23 protein-coding genes are annotated in these 25,625 nt (G+C 29.8%); 19 read left to right on the top strand and 4 right to left on the bottom strand.

Annotated features, from left to right (window positions below; genetic code table 4):
* Nucleotides 1-138 precede the first annotated feature (138 nt).
* The 4 genes from C4B25_RS01140 to C4B25_RS01125 all read left to right on the top strand — a co-directional run bounded on the left by C4B25_RS01140 (nucleotide 139) and on the right by C4B25_RS01125 (nucleotide 3,509).
* Nucleotides 139-804 (top strand): PHP domain-containing protein, encoded by a 666-nt coding sequence (locus C4B25_RS01140; RefSeq protein ID WP_131613235.1) that lies wholly within the window; start codon nucleotides 139-141, stop codon nucleotides 802-804.
* Nucleotides 805-2,427, top strand: a complete 1,623-nt coding sequence (locus C4B25_RS01135) for an ABC transporter ATP-binding protein (protein WP_131613234.1) — start codon at nucleotides 805-807, stop codon at nucleotides 2,425-2,427.
* Complete coding sequence (locus C4B25_RS01130; RefSeq protein ID WP_131613233.1) at nucleotides 2,411-2,674, top strand: hypothetical protein; 264 nt, start codon at nucleotides 2,411-2,413, stop codon at nucleotides 2,672-2,674. The genes C4B25_RS01135 and C4B25_RS01130 overlap by 17 nt, the downstream gene beginning before the upstream one ends.
* 115 nt (nucleotides 2,675-2,789) lie before the next feature.
* Nucleotides 2,790-3,509, top strand: a complete 720-nt coding sequence (locus C4B25_RS01125) for a Bax inhibitor-1/YccA family protein (RefSeq protein WP_131613232.1) — start codon at nucleotides 2,790-2,792, stop codon at nucleotides 3,507-3,509.
* Nucleotides 3,510-3,550: 41 nt separating this feature from the next.
* Here the strand turns inward: C4B25_RS01125 and C4B25_RS01120 are convergent, their stop codons facing one another.
* Nucleotides 3,551-4,870, bottom strand: coding sequence for an SHOCT domain-containing protein (locus C4B25_RS01120; protein WP_131613231.1), 1,320 nt, complete (start codon nucleotides 4,868-4,870; stop codon nucleotides 3,551-3,553).
* Nucleotides 4,871-5,176: 306 nt separating this feature from the next.
* On the opposite strand from C4B25_RS01120, the gene C4B25_RS01115 reads away from it, so the two are divergent.
* The 13 genes from C4B25_RS01115 (at nucleotide 5,177) to C4B25_RS01055 (ending at nucleotide 19,446) form a co-directional block, all read left to right on the top strand.
* Nucleotides 5,177-5,824, top strand: a complete 648-nt coding sequence (locus C4B25_RS01115; protein ID WP_131613230.1) for a hypothetical protein — start codon at nucleotides 5,177-5,179, stop codon at nucleotides 5,822-5,824.
* A 48-nt stretch (nucleotides 5,825-5,872) separates the two neighbouring features.
* Nucleotides 5,873-6,748 carry a 6-phosphofructokinase gene (locus C4B25_RS01110; RefSeq protein ID WP_131613229.1) on the top strand — a complete coding sequence of 292 codons (876 nt, stop codon included), beginning with the start codon at nucleotides 5,873-5,875 and terminating at the stop codon, nucleotides 6,746-6,748.
* Nucleotides 6,748-8,676 (top strand): transketolase-like TK C-terminal-containing protein, encoded by a 1,929-nt coding sequence (locus tag C4B25_RS01105; RefSeq protein ID WP_131613228.1) that lies wholly within the window; start codon nucleotides 6,748-6,750, stop codon nucleotides 8,674-8,676. Before C4B25_RS01110 ends, C4B25_RS01105 begins: the two co-directional genes overlap by 1 nt.
* Before the next feature lie 93 nt (nucleotides 8,677-8,769).
* Entirely contained in the window at nucleotides 8,770-10,788 is a 2,019-nt protein-coding gene (locus tag C4B25_RS01100) for an AAA domain-containing protein (protein WP_131613227.1), read from the top strand.
* The gene (locus C4B25_RS01095) at nucleotides 10,788-11,156 is read left to right on the top strand and encodes a hypothetical protein (RefSeq protein ID WP_131613226.1); all 369 of its coding nucleotides are present in this window, start codon (nucleotides 10,788-10,790) and stop codon (nucleotides 11,154-11,156) included. Before C4B25_RS01100 ends, C4B25_RS01095 begins: the two co-directional genes overlap by 1 nt.
* Before the next feature lie 177 nt (nucleotides 11,157-11,333).
* Nucleotides 11,334-12,146, top strand: coding sequence for a DUF1295 domain-containing protein (locus C4B25_RS01090; RefSeq protein WP_131613225.1), 813 nt, complete (start codon nucleotides 11,334-11,336; stop codon nucleotides 12,144-12,146).
* Entirely contained in the window at nucleotides 12,127-12,861 is a 735-nt protein-coding gene (locus tag C4B25_RS01085) for a DegV family protein (RefSeq protein WP_131613224.1), read from the top strand. Before C4B25_RS01090 ends, C4B25_RS01085 begins: the two co-directional genes overlap by 20 nt.
* 9 nt (nucleotides 12,862-12,870) lie before the next feature.
* The gene (locus tag C4B25_RS01080) at nucleotides 12,871-13,839 is read left to right on the top strand and encodes an ABC transporter ATP-binding protein (protein WP_131613223.1); all 969 of its coding nucleotides are present in this window, start codon (nucleotides 12,871-12,873) and stop codon (nucleotides 13,837-13,839) included.
* Entirely contained in the window at nucleotides 13,832-15,178 is a 1,347-nt protein-coding gene (locus C4B25_RS01075) for an ABC transporter permease subunit (protein ID WP_168380656.1), read from the top strand. Before C4B25_RS01080 ends, C4B25_RS01075 begins: the two co-directional genes overlap by 8 nt.
* A 65-nt stretch (nucleotides 15,179-15,243) precedes the next feature.
* The gene (locus C4B25_RS01070; RefSeq protein WP_131613221.1) at nucleotides 15,244-15,729 is read left to right on the top strand and encodes a hypothetical protein; all 486 of its coding nucleotides are present in this window, start codon (nucleotides 15,244-15,246) and stop codon (nucleotides 15,727-15,729) included.
* Between the two features lie 1,489 nt (nucleotides 15,730-17,218).
* Nucleotides 17,219-18,337, top strand: coding sequence for a hypothetical protein (locus C4B25_RS01065; RefSeq protein ID WP_131613220.1), 1,119 nt, complete (start codon nucleotides 17,219-17,221; stop codon nucleotides 18,335-18,337).
* A gap of 285 nt (nucleotides 18,338-18,622) precedes the next feature.
* Nucleotides 18,623-19,141: a 3'-5' exonuclease gene (locus C4B25_RS01060; protein WP_131613219.1), complete on the top strand. Its 519-nt coding sequence runs from the start codon at nucleotides 18,623-18,625 to the stop codon at nucleotides 19,139-19,141.
* A gap of 2 nt (nucleotides 19,142-19,143) precedes the next feature.
* Nucleotides 19,144-19,446, top strand: coding sequence for a hypothetical protein (locus C4B25_RS01055; protein ID WP_131613218.1), 303 nt, complete (start codon nucleotides 19,144-19,146; stop codon nucleotides 19,444-19,446).
* Nucleotides 19,447-19,476: 30 nt separating this feature from the next.
* Here C4B25_RS01055 and C4B25_RS01050 read toward each other — a convergent pair whose 3' ends face one another.
* From C4B25_RS01050 to C4B25_RS01040, 3 genes are all read right to left on the bottom strand, one after another.
* Nucleotides 19,477-20,421, bottom strand: coding sequence for an SPFH domain-containing protein (locus C4B25_RS01050; protein ID WP_131613217.1), 945 nt, complete (start codon nucleotides 20,419-20,421; stop codon nucleotides 19,477-19,479).
* The gene (locus C4B25_RS01045; RefSeq protein ID WP_131613216.1) at nucleotides 20,421-20,867 is read right to left on the bottom strand and encodes an NfeD family protein; all 447 of its coding nucleotides are present in this window, start codon (nucleotides 20,865-20,867) and stop codon (nucleotides 20,421-20,423) included. Before C4B25_RS01045 ends, C4B25_RS01050 begins: the two co-directional genes overlap by 1 nt.
* A gap of 78 nt (nucleotides 20,868-20,945) precedes the next feature.
* Complete coding sequence (locus C4B25_RS01040) at nucleotides 20,946-21,608, bottom strand: copper homeostasis protein CutC (RefSeq protein WP_131613215.1); 663 nt, start codon at nucleotides 21,606-21,608, stop codon at nucleotides 20,946-20,948.
* Nucleotides 21,609-21,645: 37 nt separating this feature from the next.
* On the opposite strand from C4B25_RS01040, the gene C4B25_RS01035 reads away from it, so the two are divergent.
* Together C4B25_RS01035 and C4B25_RS01030 are read left to right on the top strand one after the other, a co-directional pair.
* The gene (locus C4B25_RS01035) at nucleotides 21,646-22,416 is read left to right on the top strand and encodes a tetraspanin family protein (protein ID WP_131613214.1); all 771 of its coding nucleotides are present in this window, start codon (nucleotides 21,646-21,648) and stop codon (nucleotides 22,414-22,416) included.
* A 158-nt stretch (nucleotides 22,417-22,574) separates the two neighbouring features.
* Complete coding sequence (locus C4B25_RS01030) at nucleotides 22,575-24,710, top strand: ATP-dependent Clp protease ATP-binding subunit (RefSeq protein WP_131613213.1); 2,136 nt, start codon at nucleotides 22,575-22,577, stop codon at nucleotides 24,708-24,710.
* Nucleotides 24,711-25,625: the final 915 nt, after the last annotated feature.

Raw genomic sequence — 25,625 nt, 5'->3', positions numbered from 1 at the left:
ACAATGACCTTGTATAATTTATATGCAATATTAAATAGCAGATTAATCTTGAATTAAAGTGCAAGCTAATTTCAATATTACATCTTGATGATGGTTGCTCGCTTACCGAGAAGGTAAACAAATTTTAAAGGAGGAATTATGAAGATAGATCTTCATTTACATTCTCCAGCATCGGAAAATAATGGTGATGCCATTAAATGAAATAATACTTATACAACAATTAAGACACTACACTCTAACGGTATTAAGTTAGCAGCTTTTTCAGACCACAATACATTTGACTATGAATTCTATAAAGAGGTCAGAAAACTGGGTAAAACAGGTGGAATGGTCTTTCTTCCAGCAATAGAAGCGAATGTGGTTAGGAAGAATGGGGTCATTGCTAATCTAATCTACGTTTTTAGAGAAGATTTAACAGATGAACAATTAAAAAAGATAAGTAGTATAGCAAGGAAAGAATTGCCGAAGCGGGGAATATCTATTGAAAGTGCTAATGCATTATTCAAAGATTTTGAAACACTTAGAATACCTCATATTGGAAAATCAGATCATTTTAAATATGATGATTTATTAGATTTGAAATACGACGCATTCGAAGTAACTAATATGAAACATCCTAATTATGTTTCTATTTTAAAGAAAGGACTAATTAGTTCAACAGTATCATTCTCTGATACTCATGTATGAACTAATTATCCACAACAAGGTTTTTTAATTACTGATATGAATTTAGAAAAACCATGTTTTGATGAATTAAAAGAGTTTTTAGAACTCCATAGAGTTTACTCTAAAGAAAGGGCATAAATGATTAAAGAATTAATATTTAAGAAAACAGATTCTTTGGCTGATGAAATAGTTAAAATTAACTTCGGTTCAAAGACGAATATAATCATCGGACCCAAGGGTGGGGGTAAGTCAACATTATTTGATTTGGTTGCTGGTTTAAAAGAATCATATATATCAAAGAACGTTATTGAAGCACTTGCGGCTTTCAACCTTGAGTTTATTAAAGTGATTAAGTTCAACGGAGAAGAAATCCATAGTAATAGTTTAAGAAAAATTACCGCAAAGGATAAAGAAAAACTTTTCGCAGAAAGAAACGACGTTATATATCAAGATGATCCTATTAAAAAGAATCTTAATAACAGGAAAGAAATTGAAAAGGCAAAAGTTGAATTTGCAAAAGAAGAGTGTGAAAATTCAGAAGCAGTAGAAGAATTTCTACAAAAGATAGATTCATTCTATTATGGTATGAATGCATTAGCTAAAAGAAATAACAAAAGTGATATTAACTGAACTAACTCTTTTATAGTTAAAGAGGTGTCAAATACAGAAAATGATTTAATGCTTAAATTGAACTATTCAACTATGTATTTAAATACCGACTTATCAAAAGAAAAGAATTCTCTTGAAGAGGCACTAAGAAATTATCAAAACCAGAATATGATAAATAAAAAGCTTCTTCAAAAAGAATGAAATCAAAAATTAATTGATCAAGAATTCATAGATAATTTCAATAAATCAATTGAAGCATTGATTAAAATAAATAATAATATTATCCAAGGCATAAATAAGCAATTAAGTAAATTGGATAAAATCAAATTAATGTCAATGATATTTGAAAAATCATATAAAAAAGAAGTTGACTCAATTAAAAATCAAGATTTTGAAATTGAAGGAATTAAATCATTTGTAATTAATTCAAATGAACACTTCAGAACAATGGCTAGAGAAATTCAACAACAAAAGAAAACCTTTGAATCATTGGTTCAAGAAGAAGTTGTTATTGAATTTAAAAATGTAACAAAAGATAATGCATTGTTATCGTACAAAATGCCAGAAGAAGTAATTCTTAAAGATGGTGATGTATATGCATTATTAAAGACAGTTCTACATACACCAGGAAGTTCTGTAGCAGATATAACAAAATGATTAGAAGCAATCATTAAAAAAGGCGTTAAGCCATTAGATAGAAATAAACTTCTTAATAAACTTTCAAAGATTGTTCAAGAAGAAGTTATTGTATTAGCTAATGGACGTGTATATGAACACATGTCTCTAGGTCAAAGATCTATTTATGGTATTGAATATAAATTCAATAAATCAAAAGGTCAAGATCTATTCTTAGATCAACCAGAAGATAATTTAGATAACCATACAATAGCAAGTGACATTCTTGAATTAATAAATAAAAAAGATGAACAAGTATTTATAGTTACGCATAATGCTAACATTGGAATCTTAAGTAATCCGGAAGCTACAATTGTTGCTGATTTAAATAATGAACAGGAACAATATTCAGAAGGAACAATCGTTAAAACAAAAACTGGAGAATCGGATGCAGCTCATTACCTAGAAGGTGGAGTGGTTTATCTGAAGAAAAGATATAAAGTAATTGAAGGAGAACAAAATGACAATAAAAATTAATAACAAATCAACAGAAGAAAAAAATGAAATACTTGTTTCATTTGGAAAAGAAGTATTAGAAGTATCTGAAACTTCACAAGATTGAAATAACCAAGGTATTAATAACTTCTTAATTAAGTTAGCATCTGCTACACCTGATAAAGAAACAATGGTTATTGATTACGATGAAGAAGATGAAAACGCCGTGTACAAGCACATCGTTCAATTATTCAAGTCTTTTACTGATGAATACAACGAAACTCTTTAAAATGGTTGGAAATAAGTAAGGATAAGTCTTTGACTTATTCTTTTTTTGGCTGATGGCACAAAATACATTATTTAAATAATGTTATATAATAACCATATACAAGAAAGGAGAAAATATGATGAACAGAACAAGGAGTTTTGCTACAGGTAGAACAACAGTACTTAATGCATCACTTATGTGATTTGCTATTGGGTTGGTTGCAATGCTTGGGGTAGCTACAATATTTGGATTAATTCCACAAATGCAAGAAGTATCAATTACACTATTTTCTTCTAGACCATTTGTGATCTTATTATCAATATTTGCTATTGGTCTTATGCTTGCTCTTACTTTCATGGTAAGAAAGGCAAGTGTGCAGACATTAATAATGATGTATATTGCATTTGCAGTTATTGAAGGTTTCTCACTTTCAATATTATTAATAAGATTTGCCTTCGCAGACCAAACATGAAAAATATTATTACTATTACTTATCCCTTCGATAACAATGTTTATAATGGGTGTTATTGGATATAAACAATGATTTGATTTCTCTAAAATAGGTAGATTCTTATTATTTAGTTTAATTGGATTGATGGTTGCAGGTATTATTATGATTTTCATTCCTGGTATTAAATTAATGTGAAAGATTTATTCAATAATCGGATATGGAATATTTACTTTATATGTTGGGTTTGACTTTTGAAGAATTTCTCGTTTAGATGAAATACTTAACATCAGTGAGAATCCCGATAAGAGTATAGTCTTAAGATATGGAATATTATTTGGATTATCTCTATTGATTGATTTTATCCAATTAGTATGATTCTTAGCAAGATTATTATTAGACAACTAATATAAAAAAAGACCTGGTATGGTCTTTTTTATTATGAGATTCTAAAGAGATTCTGTATATTTAGAAACTAATATACGTTGTTGTTCTTTGAATTCTTCTTCTGTGATGATTCTTTCATCTTTTAAGTCTCTAAGCTTTTTAATTTTTTCTTTTAAACGATCTTCTGCATCGTATTCATTTTCACTTTCATGATTAAATGAAGAATTAAAATCACTTCCGAAATCACTTAGTTGTTTGTTTATTTGTTCTGCGAAGTCTCCATCAATACCAAAGTCCTTAAGATCAAATGAAGGATTTGAATTGGTTGTTGAAGAAGATTTGCTTATAGTGTTTGTTGTGTTTGAAGATTTTCTAACTGTCTTAACTACTTTAGTTCCGTTTCCAGTATCGTATCTTTCAACTTTTTCTTCAACGTTTGCTCCATCGTCATCTGTGTATTTTCTATAACCGCTATTTTCATGATTTAAATCATTAATAGAAGACATCATTTCTGGAATTTCATCCATGTGTGTAATAGAGTTGTTTGAGAAAGATGTTGTTTTACCTCATTGTTTTGCAGCCATATAAAATGGAATTCCAAAAACATTAAATATTGCTGATGCTTTTAAATTACCTAGTCCGCTTTGGTTAAAACTATTATTGTGATCTATTTTTGAAGCTATTGATGATGCTGATATTAGTGAATGGATGTAAAGTGAAAATCACATTGCACCAAATATAGATAGAAAACTTATTGTTATATTGCTACCATTTATATACCCATTTCTTGAAGCGTGGTCATAGTAGAAGTTCATTTTATCCATTGAGGTTGCAAATTTAATGATAATAACTATCAAGAATGCAAAACCAACAACAAAACCGCTTGAAGCACCTTTAACAATTCTTTTTTTCTTAATTTCTGATTCTGAGTTTGCGAAGTAAGGAGTATCATTTCCCGCACTACCTAAAAAGATAATGACAGCAAGGAATGAAACAACTATTGTTAATATCTCTAATAAAGCAAATACATTAGTGTGGTAATAGTATTTAAGTAAAAGCGCATAGTTTAAACCTAAAGTGAATAAATTTAGCACTGACATTATGAAAATCAACACTACTAGAGTTGCTCTTAATATAGTAAGAGAAACTTTATCCTTAATTTTATTTGCATATATTCTTGCATTTATAAAACCAAAAAATAAGAATAAAGCACCTATACTCGTAAGAGCTAACATTATTACACGAGCTGTATCTCATACAATACCTAAATTAACCATTGATATTAATATTGGCCCTGATAAAAGTATTAATCCAAGTATTGTGAAGATGGTTATTCTATTTTTTATTTTTCCTTTATTGACGAAGTTTGTTTGTGAATTCATTTGTTATTTTCTCTCTTTCATTTTTTTAAATTATATATTCAAATCACATAAAAATAAAATAAATACAATACTTAAATTTAGCTTTAAATCACTAAGTTTAATCATCTAATGAATTCACATCTACTTTAGAAGTTAATTTTATTCGTAAAGTATTTTGTTAACCAATAAAATTAGAACTCTTTTTTCAAGCTTTAATAAGTTTGAATTTTTTATTTTTTAAGGCGAAAAACACAGGAAATAAAAGCCATATAGACGGGATTGATTTTCATTTTTCAAAGGAATATAATTGAGTTCCAAGGAGGTGTTATGCTAACAAGTTTAAATTATATTTCAGTCATTGTTTGGGTGTTGATTGGATTAGTTGCAATGTTGATTATTGGATTTGTGGTGTTTATGTTTTTTAAAAATAATAAAGGTTCACATGAAAATAACGATGAGGTTTCAAGTCAAACTAATAAATTCATTGAAACTCATCTTGATACAGGGAAGGAACTATTAGTTCACAATATATCATTTAAAAATCAATTCGCTGTAAAAGGGGTATCAATAATACCGGCGCTGATTATAAAAGGAAAACACATATTTATCATTACCAATATTATTTCTGTAAAAAGAGCTGATCAAATTATCTTCACCGGTGACGTTCCATACATTGTTAAAGGGCGGAAAATCAAGGATGTTAAGAACGTTGATTACTCATGATATAGAGAAATTGAAGAATATCTGAAGTGAAGGTTTGGAAAGGAATATATTGTTGAAGTTGTATGTCCGGTACAGAACAAATCATCAGAAATAATTAACTTTGAAAATAGGGGTGTATGTTATTCCTCTGAAATTAAAGAATATTTAAAAAATAGAGTTGAAGAGAAACCGTTAAAAAAAGAAAATGAACGAGCAAGCATCAACTTATTTAATGATGTTGAAAAGCTAAATGAATTAAACAAATATGCTTAACACAAACAAGACACTTTTTTAAAAAAGTAAAAACGAAAGAAGGAAAAAATGAAAAAAATATTATTGATAGCGTCAGGAGGAGATGCGCCAGGAATAAATGATTTTATTTATCATCTGTGACAATCTTTTTCAACTAAAGATATCGAGTTCCATTATTCACCTTATGGAGCAAGAAGTTTATGGAAGAATGATATTAAAAAGATTGATGTTAAAAACATAAATTATTTATTGGATATACCAACATCAATCATTGGTTGTGGGCGTTTCCCAGAGATTGTTGGTAACGAAGAAATACTCGCACAAACTATCGAAAATGCAAAGCAATTCGAGCACGTGGTTCTTCTGGGTGGTAATGGTTCATATGAATTGGCAAAAACACTTTCCAGAAATGGAGTGAACATATCATTTGTTCCTTTAACAGTAGACAATGATGTAGACTATACGATACAAACTTTAGGATTTAGTACAGCATTAAATACAGTTGTTGAATCGATTAATCGTATTTACTATTCTGTGAATGCACATGGATATGTCTCATTAGTAGAAATTATGGGGAGGAATTGTCCTGATCTAACAGAGTTATCACTTAAGTTATCTCATGCAGATTTAGCTGTAACAAATAACCCCTTAAAAACACCTAAGGAATTTGCAAAAGAAGTCAAAAAAATCTATGACGAAAAAGGTACAGCAACTATCCTAGTTATGGAAAAAATGAAATATTCTATTCAAGAATATGCAGATGAGATTTCTAAATTTGGAATCCCAACAAGACCTAATATATTAGGGCATATACAACGTGGTGGGCGTACAACTGTCGGAGACAAAATATTAGCATATGAATTTGCGAAAGCAATACAAAAATCAATTCGTAAACATGAGTCTATCGCAACAGGTAAAAATATAAAAATAAAATTGGAGAAATAATGAAAAACAAAATAATTAATTCAATGCGTTCAATCGCATTAGACTCTATAAATAGAGCTGGACAAGGTCATATTGGTATGGCTATTGGTTCTGCACCAATCACATATTCAATAATTGGTGAAAACCTAAAATTCGTAAAGGAAGATCCAAAATGAATGAATAGGGACAAGTTTGTCTTATCAGCAGGACATGCCTCAATGTCACAATACTCAATCATGCATTTTATGGGGCTTTTAAGCGTAGAGGATATGAAAAACCATAAAGTATATGGTTCAAAAACTCCTTCGCATCCTGAGATAGATATGTTTGATTATGTTGATGCTACAACAGGACCACTAGGACAAGGTGTTGCTATGGCAGTTGGTATGGCAATATCAGAAAGATATCTTTCTAAAAAGTACAACAGAACTAACTTACCAATAATTGATCACAATGTGTTTGCTTTACATGGTGATGGTTGTCTACAAGAAGGTGTTGCTCTTGAAGCTATTCAATTAGCAGGAACAATGCAATTAGATAAATTAATCATCATTCAAGATTACAATGCAGTGCAAATCGATTCAAGAACAGAGGAAGTTAATAATATAAATATTATTGATTTCTTCAAATCTCAAAAATTCGATACTTTTGAAGTTACAGATCCAACTCCAGAGAACATTTCAAATGCTATTGCATTAGCAAAATTATCTGACAAACCTTCATTCATTCAAGTGCATACAGTTATTGCACCTGGAACACCATTTGAAAATCAAAGTAATGGTCACAACGGAACATTGAGTGAAACACAAACAGCAGAATTCAAAAGAAAATGAGGACTTAAAAATGAAACTCCATTTGAATATGATGCTGATGTTTATGAAAGTGCAGAAAAACTATGAGAACCAAAAAATGCTCAATACAAAGCATGAAACGTATTGGTAGAAGAATATCAAATAAAATACCCTGATGTTTATAAAGAATTATTAGATATCTATAATGATGAAAATCATATAGATTTATCTCAAGTGGAATTCACAGAAAGTGATGTTGCAACAAGAAATTACATCGCTCCAATCATGGAGTATTTAGAAAAAGAAACTGCTAACTTTATTGGTGGTTCAGCTGATTTAAAAGCTGCAACCAAAGTAGGATTTTCAAAAGATGTAAAAGATGGTGGCAAAAACATCAAATACGGAATTAGAGAATTTGCAATGGGTGCCATTAATAATGGAATTCACCTTGCGAGTGGATTGAGAACTGTTGATGCAACATTCTTAACATTTGCAGATTATATGAAACCTGCAATGAGACTAGGATCACTAATGAAGATTCCTTCTGTTCATGTATTTACTCATGATTCATATCAAGTTGGAGGAGATGGTCCAACACACCAACCAATAGATCAAATACCTATGTTACGTTCTATGCCTAATATGACAGTTATTAGACCTTGTGATGAATCAGAAATGAAAGGTGCATTCCAATATGCATTAACTGCGAAGAATGAACAAGTGTCTATAATTGCTTGTCGTCAACCAATTAAATCATTCAATACATTAAAATCAAATGAATTTAAGTCTGCATACATCATCAAAGATTCAGTGAATTTCCAAGCTACATTGTTAGCTACTGGATCAGAAGTTGAATTAGCTGTAAGAGTTTATGAAGAATTAAAAGAAGAAGGAATTAATGTAAGAGTTATTTCAGTCCCTAATCTTCAAGGTTTAGTTAATGATGATGAATTAGCTAGAGCGTTATTATTAGATAGAGCTCCTATGCTTGCTATTGAAGCATCATCAGATTCATACTGATTTAGATTATCAAAATACAACAAAATCAACGCTCATTTAGCAAAAGATTTTGGGCATTCAGCTCCGGGTGATGTCATTTATGAAAAACATGGATTTAATTCTACAAACATCAAAAAAATGGTGAAAGAATTAATTTAAAAAGCCAAAAGATTCACATTAAATGTGCATCTTTTTTTTAAAACGATATTTCATAAACTTAAATTTAGTTAAATAAAGTTATATAATTACTAAATGATAAACCACGAACTTGAAAGAGCAACTACAGCGAGCATAATATCGAAGTACGCAACTCACATACAAAATATTACTTACTGATTCCATACAGGAGTTGGAATAATACATAAAATTGAGGATGTTACTATGGAAGATCCTGAAGTTGATATTCCTTTGGATGAAATATTCCTAAGGGAAATAGAACTAACGATACAAGTTAGTCAAATAGATTACATTAATGATCCCGAGCAATTATTGGAGGATATTGAAGTTAAGAAATTAGCTTTATCACACCCAAGGAAATGTGGGCTTTTAAAGTATGCATTTGTTAAACCAAAAATAGAGGTTGTTTCCGTTGAAGAACAATTGATAAAGATTTCAGGTAAATTCCCTAAAGATTGAAAAAATATAGACGCGCACTTCCAAGATTACATACTTTATAAATGTGATATTAATAGATACTTTGAAGTGGAAACATTAAATAGTATTGCGAGTGGTATCAGAAGTGGTTCTATTGTCAATCAATCAGTTTTAGAAATATTATTAGGGTTGAAATCAGCACCTCAAATTTATATTGAAAAAGAGGTAAAGTCAGAATACATGGCTAACCTAGATGAATCAAAACAAATCATCTTTAAAGCAGCAGCATCTCACAATGATATGTTGTTAGTTAAAGGTCCTCCTGGAACAGGTAAGACAAGAACTATCACACAATTAATCAAGCATTTTGTTTATGAAAGAGGAGAAAAAGTTATTTTAGCTTCAAGGACTCACGCAGCTTTAAATAATGTTATTAATAACTTATCTCACACACCCGCATCTAAGAATTATTCTGGAATGATATTAGAAAAATCTTCATATGGAGATAACAATAGAGAATATTCAGATCGTGACGCATTACTTGTTAGAAACATCAGAGAAAGATTGAAACAATTTGCTCCAGAAAAGGGTGATTTACAATACTTACTTAAAAAAGAATTTGGAGCCAAAGCAGGACCCAAAAGATTTTTATCTACACCAAAAGGGTTTTCTCATCCCTCACTTTTTGCTGGAACAATAACAAGTGCTAAATTAGAAAAGAAACTTGAAAAGGGATATAGATTTGATGAATCAATCCTAATTATGGATGAGGTTTCAAAATCTACAATTGTTGATGTTTTAAGATATGCACTTTATGCAAAACAAATCATATTAGTTGGTGATGATATGCAACTTGCACCAATCCCAATTAACAAATCGAGTTATGGTGGTTTTTATGAAGAATTGAATGAAAAAGAAAGAAATATCTTTGATCAGTTATTCTTTGAATCGGTATTCAAAAGATTGTATTCAAAAGACAATAATAAATTAATGTTTAGGACCACATACAGGTCACCACAATATGTATTAAATCTTTACAATCCTATTGCTTATGATAATCAAATAGAATCCAAAGTTGATGTTATGAAACCCATTGTATTTAGGAATTCTAAAAAAGAAATGAAGTTAGTTGAAATGTACAACAAAGCAAACTTGATTTTACTTGATAATAAAGGTACTCATAGAATTGACACAACTCTTTCTAAAATGTCTAAAGTTAATGATAAAGAAATAGAAGTATTGATGGAACAATTGAGTTTTATTTCAAGGAATGTAAAGGATGCATCTACGCTTGATGTAATGGTTATGTTTGTTTATAAAGACCAATATAAACACTTCTTTAGAAAACAAAACTCAAGAATCAAATATTGAGAAAAGAAATTTGCTTCATTTACTCATGGGACTGTCGATCAATTACAAGGACTCGAAGCTGATATAGTATTCTTGAATACGACATATGCAAGAGAAGGAAAAAGACTTCCTAAAAATGCTAAATTTAAAACACAATTACAAGAAATAAAAAGATTGAATGTCGCACTTTCAAGAACAAGACAAAAAATGATTATGATTATGAATGTTAACGCTTACAGATATGCGCCGATATTTAATGAAGATGTGAAATTACCATATACCTTCGAGGATATTTTAAGTAAATTCGATGTAAAGGGGAACGTATAATGAACGAACATAAAACCATACCATTTTACATTCTATTAATTAGAACACTTGCAAAAGATTTTGAAGAAAAAGAAATGACCTGAAGAGAACTGTATGACATATTATTCATTGAAGGTACTGATATTTATAGGGAGTTTGTTGTTACACTGGTCGATTCAGGAATAATTCTTGATTCAAGAATAAACTATAAAGAAACAGTAAAAATAACTAACGGATATGTGGTTATGTTCCATGAATATAAAGAAGAGCGCATATTGATGAATATGGAGAATCACGAAGAATTCAAAATACCAAAATCAGCGACATTAAATACAACGTTAGCTAAATTAGGTTTTGTGAAAGTTAAAGAAAAGAAAAACAACGAATAATGTTGTTTTTTTATTTACTCTTTCTAACTTGTGTTTTTTTATAATTTGCAAAAAAAACTTAATATATTACTCATTTTAAAGCTATTAAATGTGTTTCACAATAAAAGTACATAGTATATATGTATACACAAGTGATATAATTAATATGTAGGTATTGCACCAAATAAAGGAGGCAATATGAACATTGCACTAGAATTATTTATTATATTTTCGATTTCTTTAGCCATTAATATGACGTTTTTTGTACTCGCCTTTATGATACAAAAAGATTTATTTACAGACATAACTTATGCCAGTACTTTTCCTATAACCTTGCTTGCTGCGATGTTATTAAGCGATAGTTTTGGGATAAATTCAATAATCTCATTAATAATAGTGGGAGCATGATCTATTAGACTTGGAACATTTTTATTTATAAGGATACTCAAAGAAAAGGTTGATCATAGATTTGATAAAATGAGGAACAATTTTTACAAATTCTTTTTCTTTTGAATAATCCAAGCTGTTACAGTATTTATTGTTTCATTGCCTTCTTACTTTGTAGTACTTTTAGGAAAAAATGAATTTAATTTATTTTCATTGATTGGTATTATAGGAACTGTTTTAGCTTTAACATTTGAAACAATTGCTGATGCTCAGAAATTTACATTTTTACAAAGAAATAAAGGTCAATTTATTCAAAAAGGTCTTTGAAAAATTTCAAGGCACCCAAACTATTTTGGTGAATACACATTTTGAATATTTAACTTTGTATTCGTTGTTCTAGCAACAAGCAGTTCATTAGTTTGAATTTCTATTTTAGGTCCTTTATTCATAATGATGATGCTTTATAAAGTTTCGGGACTTCCAATGTTAGAAAAAGGGATGTGAAGAACATTTAAGAATAATCCTGAATACCTGATTTATGTTAATAAGACACCAAGAATAATTCCTTTCATTGGTTTAAAAGGCATGAAAAGGGGGTGAATGGATGAAAATATTGGTGGATAGTTCTGTTGTTCAAGAAGAACAATGATTCACTTCTTTCCCTGTCTTTATAAATGGGAAGGAAGATACGAATAATAAAGAATTAATCAGAGAAATAATTTCAAATAAAGATAACAAAACAGCGTATCTTTCATTTGAAAAATTAAAAGAAGAATACATAAAAGATGATAATCAAAAAACTATTATCTTTACTATTCCAAAATCGATGAGTGGACAATGAAATACTTATACAAATCAAAACAATTCAGAAAACATTTTAATTGTTGAAGGAACGGCATTCTTTACAAACAAGGATGATGTGAAAGATATCATTAATAACGGTAATTCACTCAAAGAAATAGAAACAAGAATAAAAGAATTAAATGATAAAGTCGAGATGACGGGAGTGGTGTTAAATGCCAAAACTTTAAATCTCAAAGGTAGAGTGCATTCTTTAATTGCGATGTTAATTAAAACATCCAATGTGAAAATCAAAATGAAATGAAAAGGTGGTCAGTGAGTAAAGGAAAAAGTATCCTTAAACGGAACATCTTTAGTGAAGAATGTTATCAAAGAAAAGAAGGTGGCAAACATAATCTACTCAAATATAGATGAGTCATATGCAGGAAAGATAATTACTAAAATAAAAAACAGTTTTCCTGAATTGATAATTAATAAACAATGTATGACGAATAGTATGTTAGCTCATTCAGGACAAGATTTTATCGTTATTTATTAAGGAGGCAATATGGGTCAAAACACACCAGCGTTAGAAGTTAAAAAATTCACTAAGAAATACAAGGGTGCTAAGAAAGCGGCCGTATCTGGAGCGAGTTTCAATGTGTATCCAGGAGAGTTTCATGGTTTCATAGGTGCCAATGGTTCTGGGAAAACAACAACCATTAAATCATTAATTGGGGCGTATGCTAAATTCCAAGGTGATATTAAGATTTTTGGGTTAGATCACTTGAGTGAAGAAGCTAAATCAAAAGTTGGATATATTCCTGAAGCAGCTAAGTTTCCAAAAGGATATTCAACTTATAAATATATTGTGTACATGTCTTATTTATCGGGCTTATCAATGCGAGAATCCAAGGATTTTGCTAATAATGTTTTAAAAGAAATAGGACTAGAAAAATTAAAGAATAGAAATCCAAATACCTTTTCTTCAGGTCAAAAGAAAAAGGTCTTACTTGCACAAGCATTGGTTCACAATCCTGAAATAATAATCATGGATGAACCAGCTGCTAACTTGGATCCAAAAGCAAGGATAGACTTCTTTGACACACTTAAGAAATTACAAGAAAAAGGTGTTGCTATTCTTATATCTTCACATATTTTGACTGAACTTGATAAATATGTGAATTCATTAACAATAATCGATGGAGGGAAGGTAGTTTTCACGGGTAAATTAGAAGAAGCTATTGGGGATTCTGATTTAGAATACATGATTCAAACAACTGATAACAATGCATTAATTAAATTCCTTAAGAAACACAAATTCAACTATTCAAAAACAACCAATGGATGTATTGTTAAGTTGAATAAAAAAATAGAAGCTAAACAGTTAATGAGTTTATTAGCAAGTTCTAGATTGGTGGTAAATACATTCAAGAATAACCAGAACACATTAGAGGAAGTTTACAAAAAATACGTATCTCTTGGTTCTGTAGATGACGAAGTTCAAGAACCTTCTAAGGGAGGTAAAAATGTTTAAATATACAAGATATCTTTTACGTTCAAGTTTTAGAAAATTATCAACAATTTTAATACCGCTTGGACTAGCATTAATTTTTGGTGGAACATTAGGAATTCAAATAGCTAACAACAAATCAGATGCAGCAGTCATTGATGGTTTGCTTGCATACTTCTATTTATTTCCATTTGTATTTGGTCCTCTATATGTTGCGACAAAAGCAATCACAATCTTTAAAGATGGAGAAGAAGATGGAACAGAATTAATCATAGTTGCCAAGCCAATTAGAAGGATAAAAATTATAGTTGCCAAATTCATGGCTTTATATGTTCATATAATATTCTTCTCTGTATTTATATTTATATTGGGAATTATTTTAGGTGCAGCTGATCACAATGCAAGTACAGCACAAAAATTTAATTTTGCAGGTTCATTATTTATAGGTAACTTAGTTATAACAATAATAATGTCTTCAATCATTACATTTATAGCATCTTCATTCGGTAAGATCGCTACACTTGTAACTGCAATATTAATCCCTTTCGTATTTTCAATTACTTCTTTCATTCTTTCACCATTGGGTAACGGACAAATATCTTCAGGTGCAAGACAGGAAAATGTAATTGCGATTAAGATGGATGGAACAACAACATATACAAGTGGTAGAGTATATGACAAAGATGATAAGACTATTAAAGAAGCAATCGAAGAACAAAATGATGGTTGATACAAATATGCTGCTTATGCAGATGTTTATCAACAACTAATTAAATTTTACTCAGTATTCCAAACAAAAAATACATCATTAATCAATGTAACAAGCTGAGAAAAACAAACTGATAAAGACTTTGCTAAAAATGCAATGCAAATTACTATTGGTGGTAAAGACTACAGTTTACTTTACTTCAAACCTGAAGGTTACAGAAGTCAAAAAACTAGTGGTACAGTAATGAGAAAAAATATAGAAGATGCTAATAAAATCTATAGCGATGCTTCTATATGAAACAATAGTAAAACATGAGATACATATGAAAAAGCAATTGCTGGTTTAACACTTAATGTAAAACAATCTGGATTCAAATGAACAAATGAATCTAATAATATTCTTGAAAGAGTACCAGCATTCAATTATTTATTAGCTAGAAAATTCAAAGATGCACCCGCAACATTTGATCAAGCTTTATGACAAAAACCTGAAACATTAGTTAAAGTTGGATTATATGATTCTAACAAAGTGTTGAATTACTATACTGAAACACCTTGAGTTAGTCCAATCGTGGTTTATGTTGTATGAAGTTTAATTGCAATCGCATTTGCTGGATTGGTAGTATTTAAATACTTAGGTAGAGACTTTAAATAAAATGATGAAGGAACTCGTTTGAGTTCTTTTGTTTTTTCAAACATACAAAGGAATATAATACATTTATGAAAATGAAAAAAATAACAACAAAAGTATGAGTGTATGCAACTAATTTCTTAATTGAAGCCATTATGTTTAATGTAGCTTTAGTATTTGCAATTGTTGCTTTAGTATTTAAAGATCAAGGAATGGGTAAATGAGCCATAACAGCCATAGTAACTGCAGCAATTTGATTTGCGCAATTATTATTCAAACACATTATATGAAGTAAGATGTCAAAAATAGAGAGAGCATTATTCTTAGCAATAAGAAAACATGGAAAGAAAATCATCGATATAACTTCAACAGAGGTAACGGCATTAGGACAATCAGATATACATGAAGTTCTTACTGATACAGATAATGGATTAGAAGTTCAAATGATAATCAATGGAGCTGGAACATTCTTAAATGTCTTTATTGGAGTTAAGTGATTTATATATGCTAGACAATTCCATAATAATCATTCAACATTCGAATACGTTACAGAACAAGAAGAAACACAAGAATAAACTTGTGTTTTTTAATTATGTTTATGACTTATTAGAGACCAATCGTTAAAAGGTATGAGTATATTTACATTCACAGGGTAAAAAGCTCTCAGAATGCTTTTAATGTCTGAATTTGCATGATATCAAGGCAGAATAAAAGAGAACATCATATGAATGTTCTCTTTTTAATTATTTTTTTAAATAAAATAAGGTATTGAATGTGTACTGGACAGGTAATTCGCTTACGAAATTCCTTCTATATTTTGTTGATTTGGCGCTTCTAACAAAATACAAAATGGGAACATTTTAATATATAAAGAAATATGTTAGGTTATTTCTTGAGTTAGGTGTTAACAATTCCAGCGGTTGGCGAATTACTTGTATTAAATAAGTTCAATATAATTTTTTGACCTATATCTCCCGATCACTCTCTTTAATACAGCATTTTGTAAAGAAGAGCGGATTGGAAGCCTCGAATTTATAATGATCATTAATTAATCATATATAGATTTGAGTATAAATACATCCTTAAAGGGTGATGTATTTATTTGAGAAAAACTGCATTAAATCTATGAAAGTTAAATGTGACGATATTTAAAATGTGAGTTTTTCTTTTGTATCCGAATATCCCTTAAATCTATTAGGACAAGTAAATTATATTATGGATTTTAGTATTGGAAGAATACAAAATTAATGCTCATTTTGTAAAAAGTGCGATTTTTGGCAAAAAATGTGTTTTTTTAGTATGTATTTGAGTTTTTGAACTCTTTTTTTAAAAGATATAAAAAACTAACACATGAGTATACAAGTGTTTTTTCTTAGATATTTTTAACATTTCAATAAAATTAATTCATTGTCCTATTGCTCGTAATTTTAAGTTTTTACAGTGATTTCATATTGGGTATTTTTAGATTTCGAAATACTTTTCTTGCTTTATTTTTTACAATTTTTTTAATTCTTATTTTTTTATCGTTCGGTTTTTTAATTTTTAAAGGGTGGCCTTAAAAAAAGTGGTGTCTTTATATTTTGTAAAAGCTCCAATATTCACTAAATATGGGTTATTTGTCATTTTGGTTGCAAAAATATAACTCATTTTAAATGTATAATTGGTTTAGGAGGAAGGGTTTCATGAGGGAAGCATGGAACAATGTACTGATTTTCGGCAAATTAACAGTACACTCTTAGATAATTGGCAACACTTCCTATAGCGATATTATTTATCGCAAAGAATAACTTATCCTCCAATAAACAAGTTATTCTCCCTTACTTGATATATTCTCTCGAATAAAGTAAAGGGTGGGTATTCTCGTCCCACACAGATAAAATTAGATAGTACAGATGAAAATGTATTATCGTTCATTTCTTTAAACGTATACAAATTTAGTTTTTTTCCAAGGGGTTGGCATTCTGAGGATAAAAAACTTACAAATATTAATTATAAGTCTCTGGCAAAGGGGCTTTTTATTTCGACATTTTCATAAGCCGGCATTTTAAAGGTTATAATAATACCATGACACTTAATCAAGTTAAACTTACAAGCCACATAATCAATAAATTCACAGAACAAGTCAAACCTTCAAATCAATTAAGAATAGAATCAAAAGAATTATTTACAGATAGAACAGTTTTCATAACAGATCATGCGTTAATGAGATTAAATGAAAGATTGGAACTTAATAAAGAGAAAGCTGAGTACTCTCAATTTATAAGGTCTATGATTTACGGAACAACAAAGACCTTCGTTACTTATAAGAATGAAAGAATCTTTATTGCTAACATACCATTCGGAGAAGTGGATATGACTTTAGCGTTTACTAGAACTGGTGATGAAAAGAATTATTTATTGATAACTGCATTCATTAATTCAACAAGTAGATTTGTTGAGTTTATGAAAAAAGAATATACTAAAGAATCAAAACTTCACGAAGTTGAAGATATACTTAAAGATTCATTTTTTGGTGGTAAATCATCTGAAGAATTCTTTAATGAATTTGAAACTAAATTTGGTTTAGGGAAACATGAGAAAGCAAACTCTACCAAAGATAAAAAAGCTAAGCATCCCAAAAGAATTAAACGTCACAAGCAACCTGATAAAGAAATATATTCACAAAAGCTTGATGAAAAATATGCTGAGGAATTATTAAAAGCAATAGGTCTTAATGAAGAACCAAAAGTACAAATTAAAAAAGTGGAAATGGTGCAACCTGTAAACGCTAAAAATAATAAAAAACACCACAATAAACCTAAAAAGCAACCTGTTAACAAATCAACAAAACTTCATAATCAAAAATATGATGACAATTATGCTAAACAATTATTGGATTCTGTAGGCTTGGAAGAAACGGTTGTTGTTCAACCTAAAAAACCAACAACTAAAAAATTGAAGAAGATTAACAAGGAAGTTAAACTTCATAATCAATCACTTGATGATTCATTCATGGATGAATTATTAAATTCAAACACTCTTGTGCAACAAAGTGTTGAAGATATTATTGAAGTTGAAGAAGTTATGCACAATGATCCAATCATCAGAGAAGATGATATAGAAACAAAGATTCCCGAGCAAAAGGAAATAGTGACACAAGAACTGAATGAAGAATTTATGGAAGAATTACTAGGAGATATATAAGCTATTACTTAATATACTTGTATATACAAAATTGTGTATAATTAATAATGTGTCGATATATTATTAATGATTGACACGATAAATTCGTATTTATAAAAGTATTTTAATTTTGAATTAAGCCTTCAAAACACATCTAGAAATTGATAACTCCTTATTAGTTTATAAAAATTGCTTTTTAAATACTTCGAGAGAATAGAGAAAACAGGGCTCAGCTCTGTTTTTTATTATATGTGAGTTAAGTTATACTTTTGTTTATAATTGGGTTAAATAATAAAGGGGTCAAATATGATTAATAATGGAAAAGATTTTTTAGTTCTAGATATAGAAACAACAGGTTTATCACCTAAAACAGAGGATATTATAGAAATTGCAGCAATCAAGGTTGATGGGAAGACATTAGAGGTGATTGATACATTCGAATATCTTATCGACATTGAACGTAATGTTCCGCCATTCATAACTAGGTTAACAGGTATAACAAAAGGAATGCTTGAAGAGAGTGGAATTCCACTAAGTATGGCATTAAAGTTATTGAAAGAGTTCGCTGGTGATTTAAATGTTTATGCGCATTATGCACCATTTGATAAAGGGTTTATTAGAACAAACCTTATGAAACATTCAATCGATTACATCGAAACAGAATGATTCGATACTATTAAATTATTCAAACAAAAATGACCTGATAGAAAAACTTATAAATTAGAATCTCTAATAATTGATTTAGATTTAGCAACTAAAGAAGATCACCGTGGTTTAAGTGATGCAAAACACACATTAGAATTAATGAAGATGACAAAGGAGTAATCGTGAAAAAGACATGAAGTTGAGATAGATTTGAAAACATAGATTGCTTCGGTAATGAAGGTGAGCCAACAGGAACATATATTTGACCTAAGTCAAAAGGTGGAGTGAGAATTCCTGAAAATAGAATGCTTCTTTCTAAAAAATCAATTGAAGCAATTGGTGACGAAACCAAAGGTGAAGTTAATGGAATTAGATATTCAATTACAAAGCAATTTGTGTTGGGTGGAGATATTTATGGGAACATGAAAATCCAAACAGATCGTTATGGCGGATGAATTGAAGTAGTTAAAAAGGTTCAAAAGTAAATAAAAAAACAACATCATAAGATGCTGTTTTTATTTATCTAGCTCTTCTAATAATTTAGAAATTTTAGCGTTTGATTTTTTCTTTGCTGCAGTTTTCTTAGCAGTTGTTTTTGGAGCAACATTTGTTGCTTTGAATGTAGCTGCCATTGAAGCAACGTTTGTTAAATCAGATGGAAGAATAATTGTTGAAGAATCTGAATTTGATGCATCAACTAATGCTTCATATGATTTAAGTAATAATGAGGCTTGTGTAGGGCTTGATTCATTAATTAACTCAATTGCACGCTTTCTACCTTCAGCTTCAAGGATCATTTTTTCTTTAACCCCTTCAGCTCTAAGAATAGCCGATCTTTTCTTACCTTCAGCATTAAGGATATCTGCTTCTTTAACCCCTTCAGCATCTAAGATTTTTTCACGTTTACCACGTTCAGCACGCATTTGTTTTTCCATCGCACGTCTAATATCTTCAGGTGGAAGAATATTTTTAAGTTCAACACGTAGGATTTTAATACCTCATGAATCTGTTGCATCATCTAGTATTGCTCTAAGTTTTTCATTGATTGTATCTCTTGATGTTAGAGTTTGGTCTAATTCAAGATCACCAATTAAGTTACGTAATGTTGTTGCTGTTAAGTTTTCTACAGCTCCAACTGGGTTTTCAACACCATATGCATATAATTTTGGATCTGTTATTTGCATATAAACAACAGTATCAATTTTCATTGTAACGTTATCCTTTGTAATAACGTCTTGCGCTGGGAAATCCAACACTCTTTCTTTTAATGTTTCTTTTAAAACGATTCTATCTAAGATTGGGAAGACTCATGTAACACCATTCTTAAGTGTTCTTTTAAATGAACCTAATCTTTCAACAACATAAACATGTGTTTGTGGGACAATCTTAACTCCCATTGCTACGAATATCAGTACAAGTAGTACTAATACACCAATCACTATTCCAATAGCTATTCCCATTACTTATCTCCTTTTTTCTTTACGGTCATAGTAACACCCTTTATTGATTCGATAATTACTACATCACCTTTTTTGATTTTTTCATGTGATTTAAATCTAAAGATCTTATCTCCAAAACTTATCTCTCCGTAAGTTTCATCTTCATTTCCTTTGTTGGCTACAACTTCTTTACCGATAAAGTCTAAGAATCCATCTTCTGTATCGTGGATTTTATGTTTGAACTTTAACATAACGAAGAATAACACAACTCATGAAACTGCTCATGTTGCACCGTAAGCTACAAACTCTGGTCAATACATATCACTTTTTACTGAGTGTACTATTAAGGCGACTAAGGCACCAATACAACTCGCAAAACCGACTTGTTGAACAGTGTTGAATTCAATGATAACTGAAACAATAGCTACAATGGCTCAAACTGCGAACATGATAATATAAAATGTCATACAACCTCCTTGTTTTATAAAAGTATTATAACTCTATAAAAAAATAAATAAAAAAATACGTAAGTATCTTTAAAGTTCTTATTTTAGGAATTCATTAATCTTATTAATATCTATTGAATGATCTCAAGAATTATTTTGTCTTGCTGCACGCCCAATATGAATGTTGGTAAAACCATTTTTAACTAATAAATCTTTATTTTTTAAAGTAACTCCACCACCTATCAACACTTCAATTCCTGAAGATTGAGTTTGAAGTAATTCTTCGATGAATTCTTCAGGGTTACCTTCTCTACCTGAAGTTAATATTCTTGAAACACCTTGTTCTTTTAAATATCTTGATTCCTGTTCCTTGTTATTTATTTCGTCAAAGGCTTTGTGGAACGTAATTTCTTTATCATTCAATGCTGATTTAATCAACTCTAATGCTTGTCTATTAACTTCATTATTTAATGTTGCCCCAAACACTATTCCGTGTGCTTTAGTTTTATTTATCTCCTTCACCTGTTTGATAATTAAATCTAATTGTTCTTTTGTGATTTCAAAAGTATCGGAATGATTACGAACGATAACCATAACTGGTATATTAGAAATACTTGTTGCTTCCTTAATTAATTCTAAGTTTGGAGTGTATCCACCAACTTCTAAATTCGCACATAATTCAATACGATGTGCCTTTGATTTGTTTATTGCTATAACATCTTCAATACTTTGTGCAATGACCTCTAGTGTAGTTATTTTCATATTAATATTATAAGACCATTTAAGTTATAATGTCTCCATGAATAAAAAAACAAAATTACTAATAATAACTAACTTCATTTTATGAATTTTAGCTATGATACTTATATTGTTTGGAGCAGTATTTGTATTTATCGCCGGTAAGGGATATGGAACAAAAGGAAACGTTGATGAAGCCAATCAATTGATCCATGTTGGAGAACAAGGTTCGACAGCTGTGGGAGGGATATTAATTGCAATTTCTGTATTTATACTTGCACTTTCAATTACATTCTTCGCATTAAAATTAAATAAGAAAGCCAAAAGAATTGTAGTGATATCATTCATCTCAACATTGATTGTTTCGGTAATAATGGTTGTAATGTCAATACTTGATATTGCTCATGTGTGATCAATATGACCATGATTGATTAACTTTGGATGTTTAACTAACTTTGTATTAGTATTACTTGCATTCAAGACAATTACTATAACTAGAATCTCAAAATCAGAATCAATATTACAAATAGATGCATTAAATGAAAATGGCTTCTTAACAAAAGATGAATATAAAACCATCAAAGAAAGAGCCAAAAGAATTTTAAAAACTGAGTCAAGACCAACTGGGGTAATCGAAAAGAAAGAAGAAGTAAACACAAAACCAGAAACACAAAAACCAGCGGAAACAAAAGTTCCAGAAGAAAAAGTGGAGAAACAAGATACAACAGAAACAAACACTCCAAAAGAACCAACTTCAAAGGAACAAATTAAAACGGCTAAGGTTGAAATAAAAGAAGCTAAAAAACAATATAAAGCCTCTAAAAAAAGATAGAATATTATGATAAAAATTACCTTTAATGGTATTTTTTTATGCTATTAGTCAATATTTTAATGGTTTTCATATTATTAGCACTCGCAAGTGTAGAGTGCTAATAATGTGTTATAATTTGATTAGGACATTCCAAGATGTTCTAAAACAAGGAGGATAAAATGAACTTTAATTTCACACCAGATCAATCACAGAAAGACCCATTAAAAGAGTTTGGGCGGAACTTAATTGATGAGGCCATAAAAAATAAATTAGACCCTGTTATAGGACGTGATGAAGAGATTAGACGTATTATTCGTATCCTCACACGTAAGACAAAAAACAACCCAGTTCTAGTAGGAGAACCTGGAGTTGGTAAAACGGCGATAGTAGAGGGTCTTGCTCAAAAGATAGCAAATGGAGAAGTTCCAGAAAATCTTAAAGATAAAGAATTGTATGAAATAGATTTACCATCTATGATAGCTGGCGCAAGTTACCAGGGACAATTCGAACAAAGAATGAAATCATTGATGAAAAAGGTTAAAGATTCTGATGGTAAGATCATTATCTTTATAGATGAAATTCATACTTTAATAGGTATGGGTAAAAATGCTGAAGGTGGTATGGATGCCGCTCAAATCATTAAACCTATGCTTGCAAGAGGAGAGATGCATTTAATTGGTGCCACAACCCTTGATGAACACCGTAAATACATCGAATCAGACCCAGCATTAGAAAGAAGAATGCAAAAGATACCTGTTAACGAACCAACAGTAGAAGACTCAATTTCAATATTAAGAGGATTAAAAGAAAGACTAGAAACTTTCCATGGTGTAACTATTAAGGATGATGCCTTAATAGCAGCAGTAAAATTATCTTCAAGATACATTTCTGATAGATTTTTACCAGATAAAGCAATTGACTTAATTGATGAAGCGGCAGCTGCAATTCAAACTGAGATGAATTCAATGCCAGAAGAATTAGAAAAAGTTAAACAATTAATTGCGAGATTAGAAATGGAAAAGGCAGCTCTTTCAAAAGAAGATACCGATTCAGTTAAAGAAAGATTAGCAAAAATAGAAGTGGAACTTAATAAAGCTAATGAAAATCAAGAAGAATTAACTAATAAATGAAAACAAGAAAAAGATGTTGTACTTAGTGTACAAACGCTAAAGGAAGATTTAGCAACAGCAAAAGCAGAATTGAACAGATTCCAAGTAGAGGGTAAATTCGAGAAAGCCTCCGAAATAATGTATTCAAGAATTCCTGAAATAGAAAATAAACTAAAACAAGCACAAATAAATATACAAGAAAATAATAATACCTTAGTTAAAGAAGTTGTTAATTCAGAAGAGATAGCAGGCATTGTGTCTAAATGAACTGGTATCCCTCTTAACAACTTACTAGAGTCACAAAAAGAAAAGTTATTAAAACTAAAAGAATCATTGGGAGAATCAGTAAAAGGTCAAGATGAAGCTCTTGAGTTAGTAACTGATGCAATCCTTAGATCCAAAGCTAATATAAACGATCCAAATAGACCTATCGGTTCATTTATATTTATGGGTCCAACTGGTGTAGGTAAGACAGAAGTAGCGAGAGCACTTGCTAGAAACTTATTTGACACTGAAAAAGCAATGATTAGAATAGATATGTCAGAATATATGGAAAAACACACCGTAGCAAGATTGATCGGTTCCCCTCCGGGATATGTTGGTTATGGTGATGGCGGACAATTAACAGAAGCAGTAAGAAGAAAACCATATTCAATAGTCCTTTTTGATGAAATTGAAAAAGCACACCCAGATGTATTGAATATACTTTTACAAATACTAGATGATGGACAAGTTACAGATTCAAAAGGTAAACTTGTTAACTTCAAAAATACAATAGTAATAATGACAACAAACTTAGGAGCACAAGAGATGCTCGATAAAAAACGTATTAAACCTAAAGAAATACTAATGAAGTATCTTCGTCCTGAGTTTATCAACAGAATTGATGAGATTACTCCTTTCAACTCATTAAATAAGAAGGTTATTACTGAAATCGTGGAATTAGAACTCCAAAAACTAATAAAAAGAGTAGGCGATCAGAAGATTAGACTGACATTTTCTCAAAAAGCTATAGATGCTATCGCTAATAATTCATACGATCCTGCATTTGGAGCTAGACCAATTAAGAGATATATTAAGAGAAACATAGAGTCAATACTAGCTAAAGCAATCATTTCTGGAGAATTAATTGCTAAGAATTACTATGAAATAGACTATTCTATGAAAACTTTCACTATTAAAGATAAGAAAACAATGATGTCATAATGGCATCTTTTCTTTGCAATTTTGAAAAAAGCAAGAAAATAGCTAATTTGAATGTTAGATTTGAAGGGAGAAAATATATAAATGTTGAAAATGAACAATGACACTCAAAGGCGGATATATTATGTTTAAAACAAACGAACACTCCTGCTAAGTATTTTATTTTGCGGGTTTAACAATTAATATTAATGTAAAAAACATAAAATCATTTATATTCCATTTATTTTGAAAAAAAATAATGTTTTCACTTTGAAACTATGCTCGTTCATTACCATTTAAGAACATAATTTGAAAATATTTTCATTTTCTTTGTCGAAAACTGTATATACAGGAAAGTAAGCAATAGCAAGAAATTATGAGTATTTAATTGTGTTTTATGACCCTTAAAATGTAAAAAACAACAAAAAAATGATTTTTTTGCTTATTATGTTCAAAATGATTAATAAAATGTGTATAATAATAATGTAATTGAAAAATTACGTGTATTAATAATTTAATATAAAACATTCTGTAATGGTGCTAATGTTTATTTGGCGATGCATTATCACGTTATGAAAAAGGTCTTGAATAATAAAGGTGTTTTTCTTCATTATAGAGTGTATTCTCTCTCAGAATAAATATTATGCATTCAATTATTGGCTTGATTGAGTGCTTCAAAAACCTGTCTTTGGCGAGCAGGTTTTTCCTTTGCAATTTTTTAATATGCGTAACATTGTATGAATATATATGATCAATAGGGCATCTTGAATGCTATTTTTTATTTTATTGTGGTTACAAACATCAAATAACACTATATAATATATTTATGTATACGCTCCTAGAAGTGTGTAAGCATATGGAAGGAGATATATATTATGACAGGAAAAGTAAAATTCTTTAATGAAACTAAAGGTTTTGGATTTATCGGTGTTGAAGGTA

The sequence above is a fragment of the Mycoplasma todarodis genome, assembly GCF_004335995.1.
Taxonomy (GTDB): Bacteria; Bacillota_I; Bacilli_A; order Mycoplasmatales; family Metamycoplasmataceae; genus Mycoplasma_K; species Mycoplasma_K todarodis.
The sequence above is the reverse complement of the archived record's forward strand: the minus strand, read 5'-3'. Positions and strand labels throughout refer to the sequence as shown.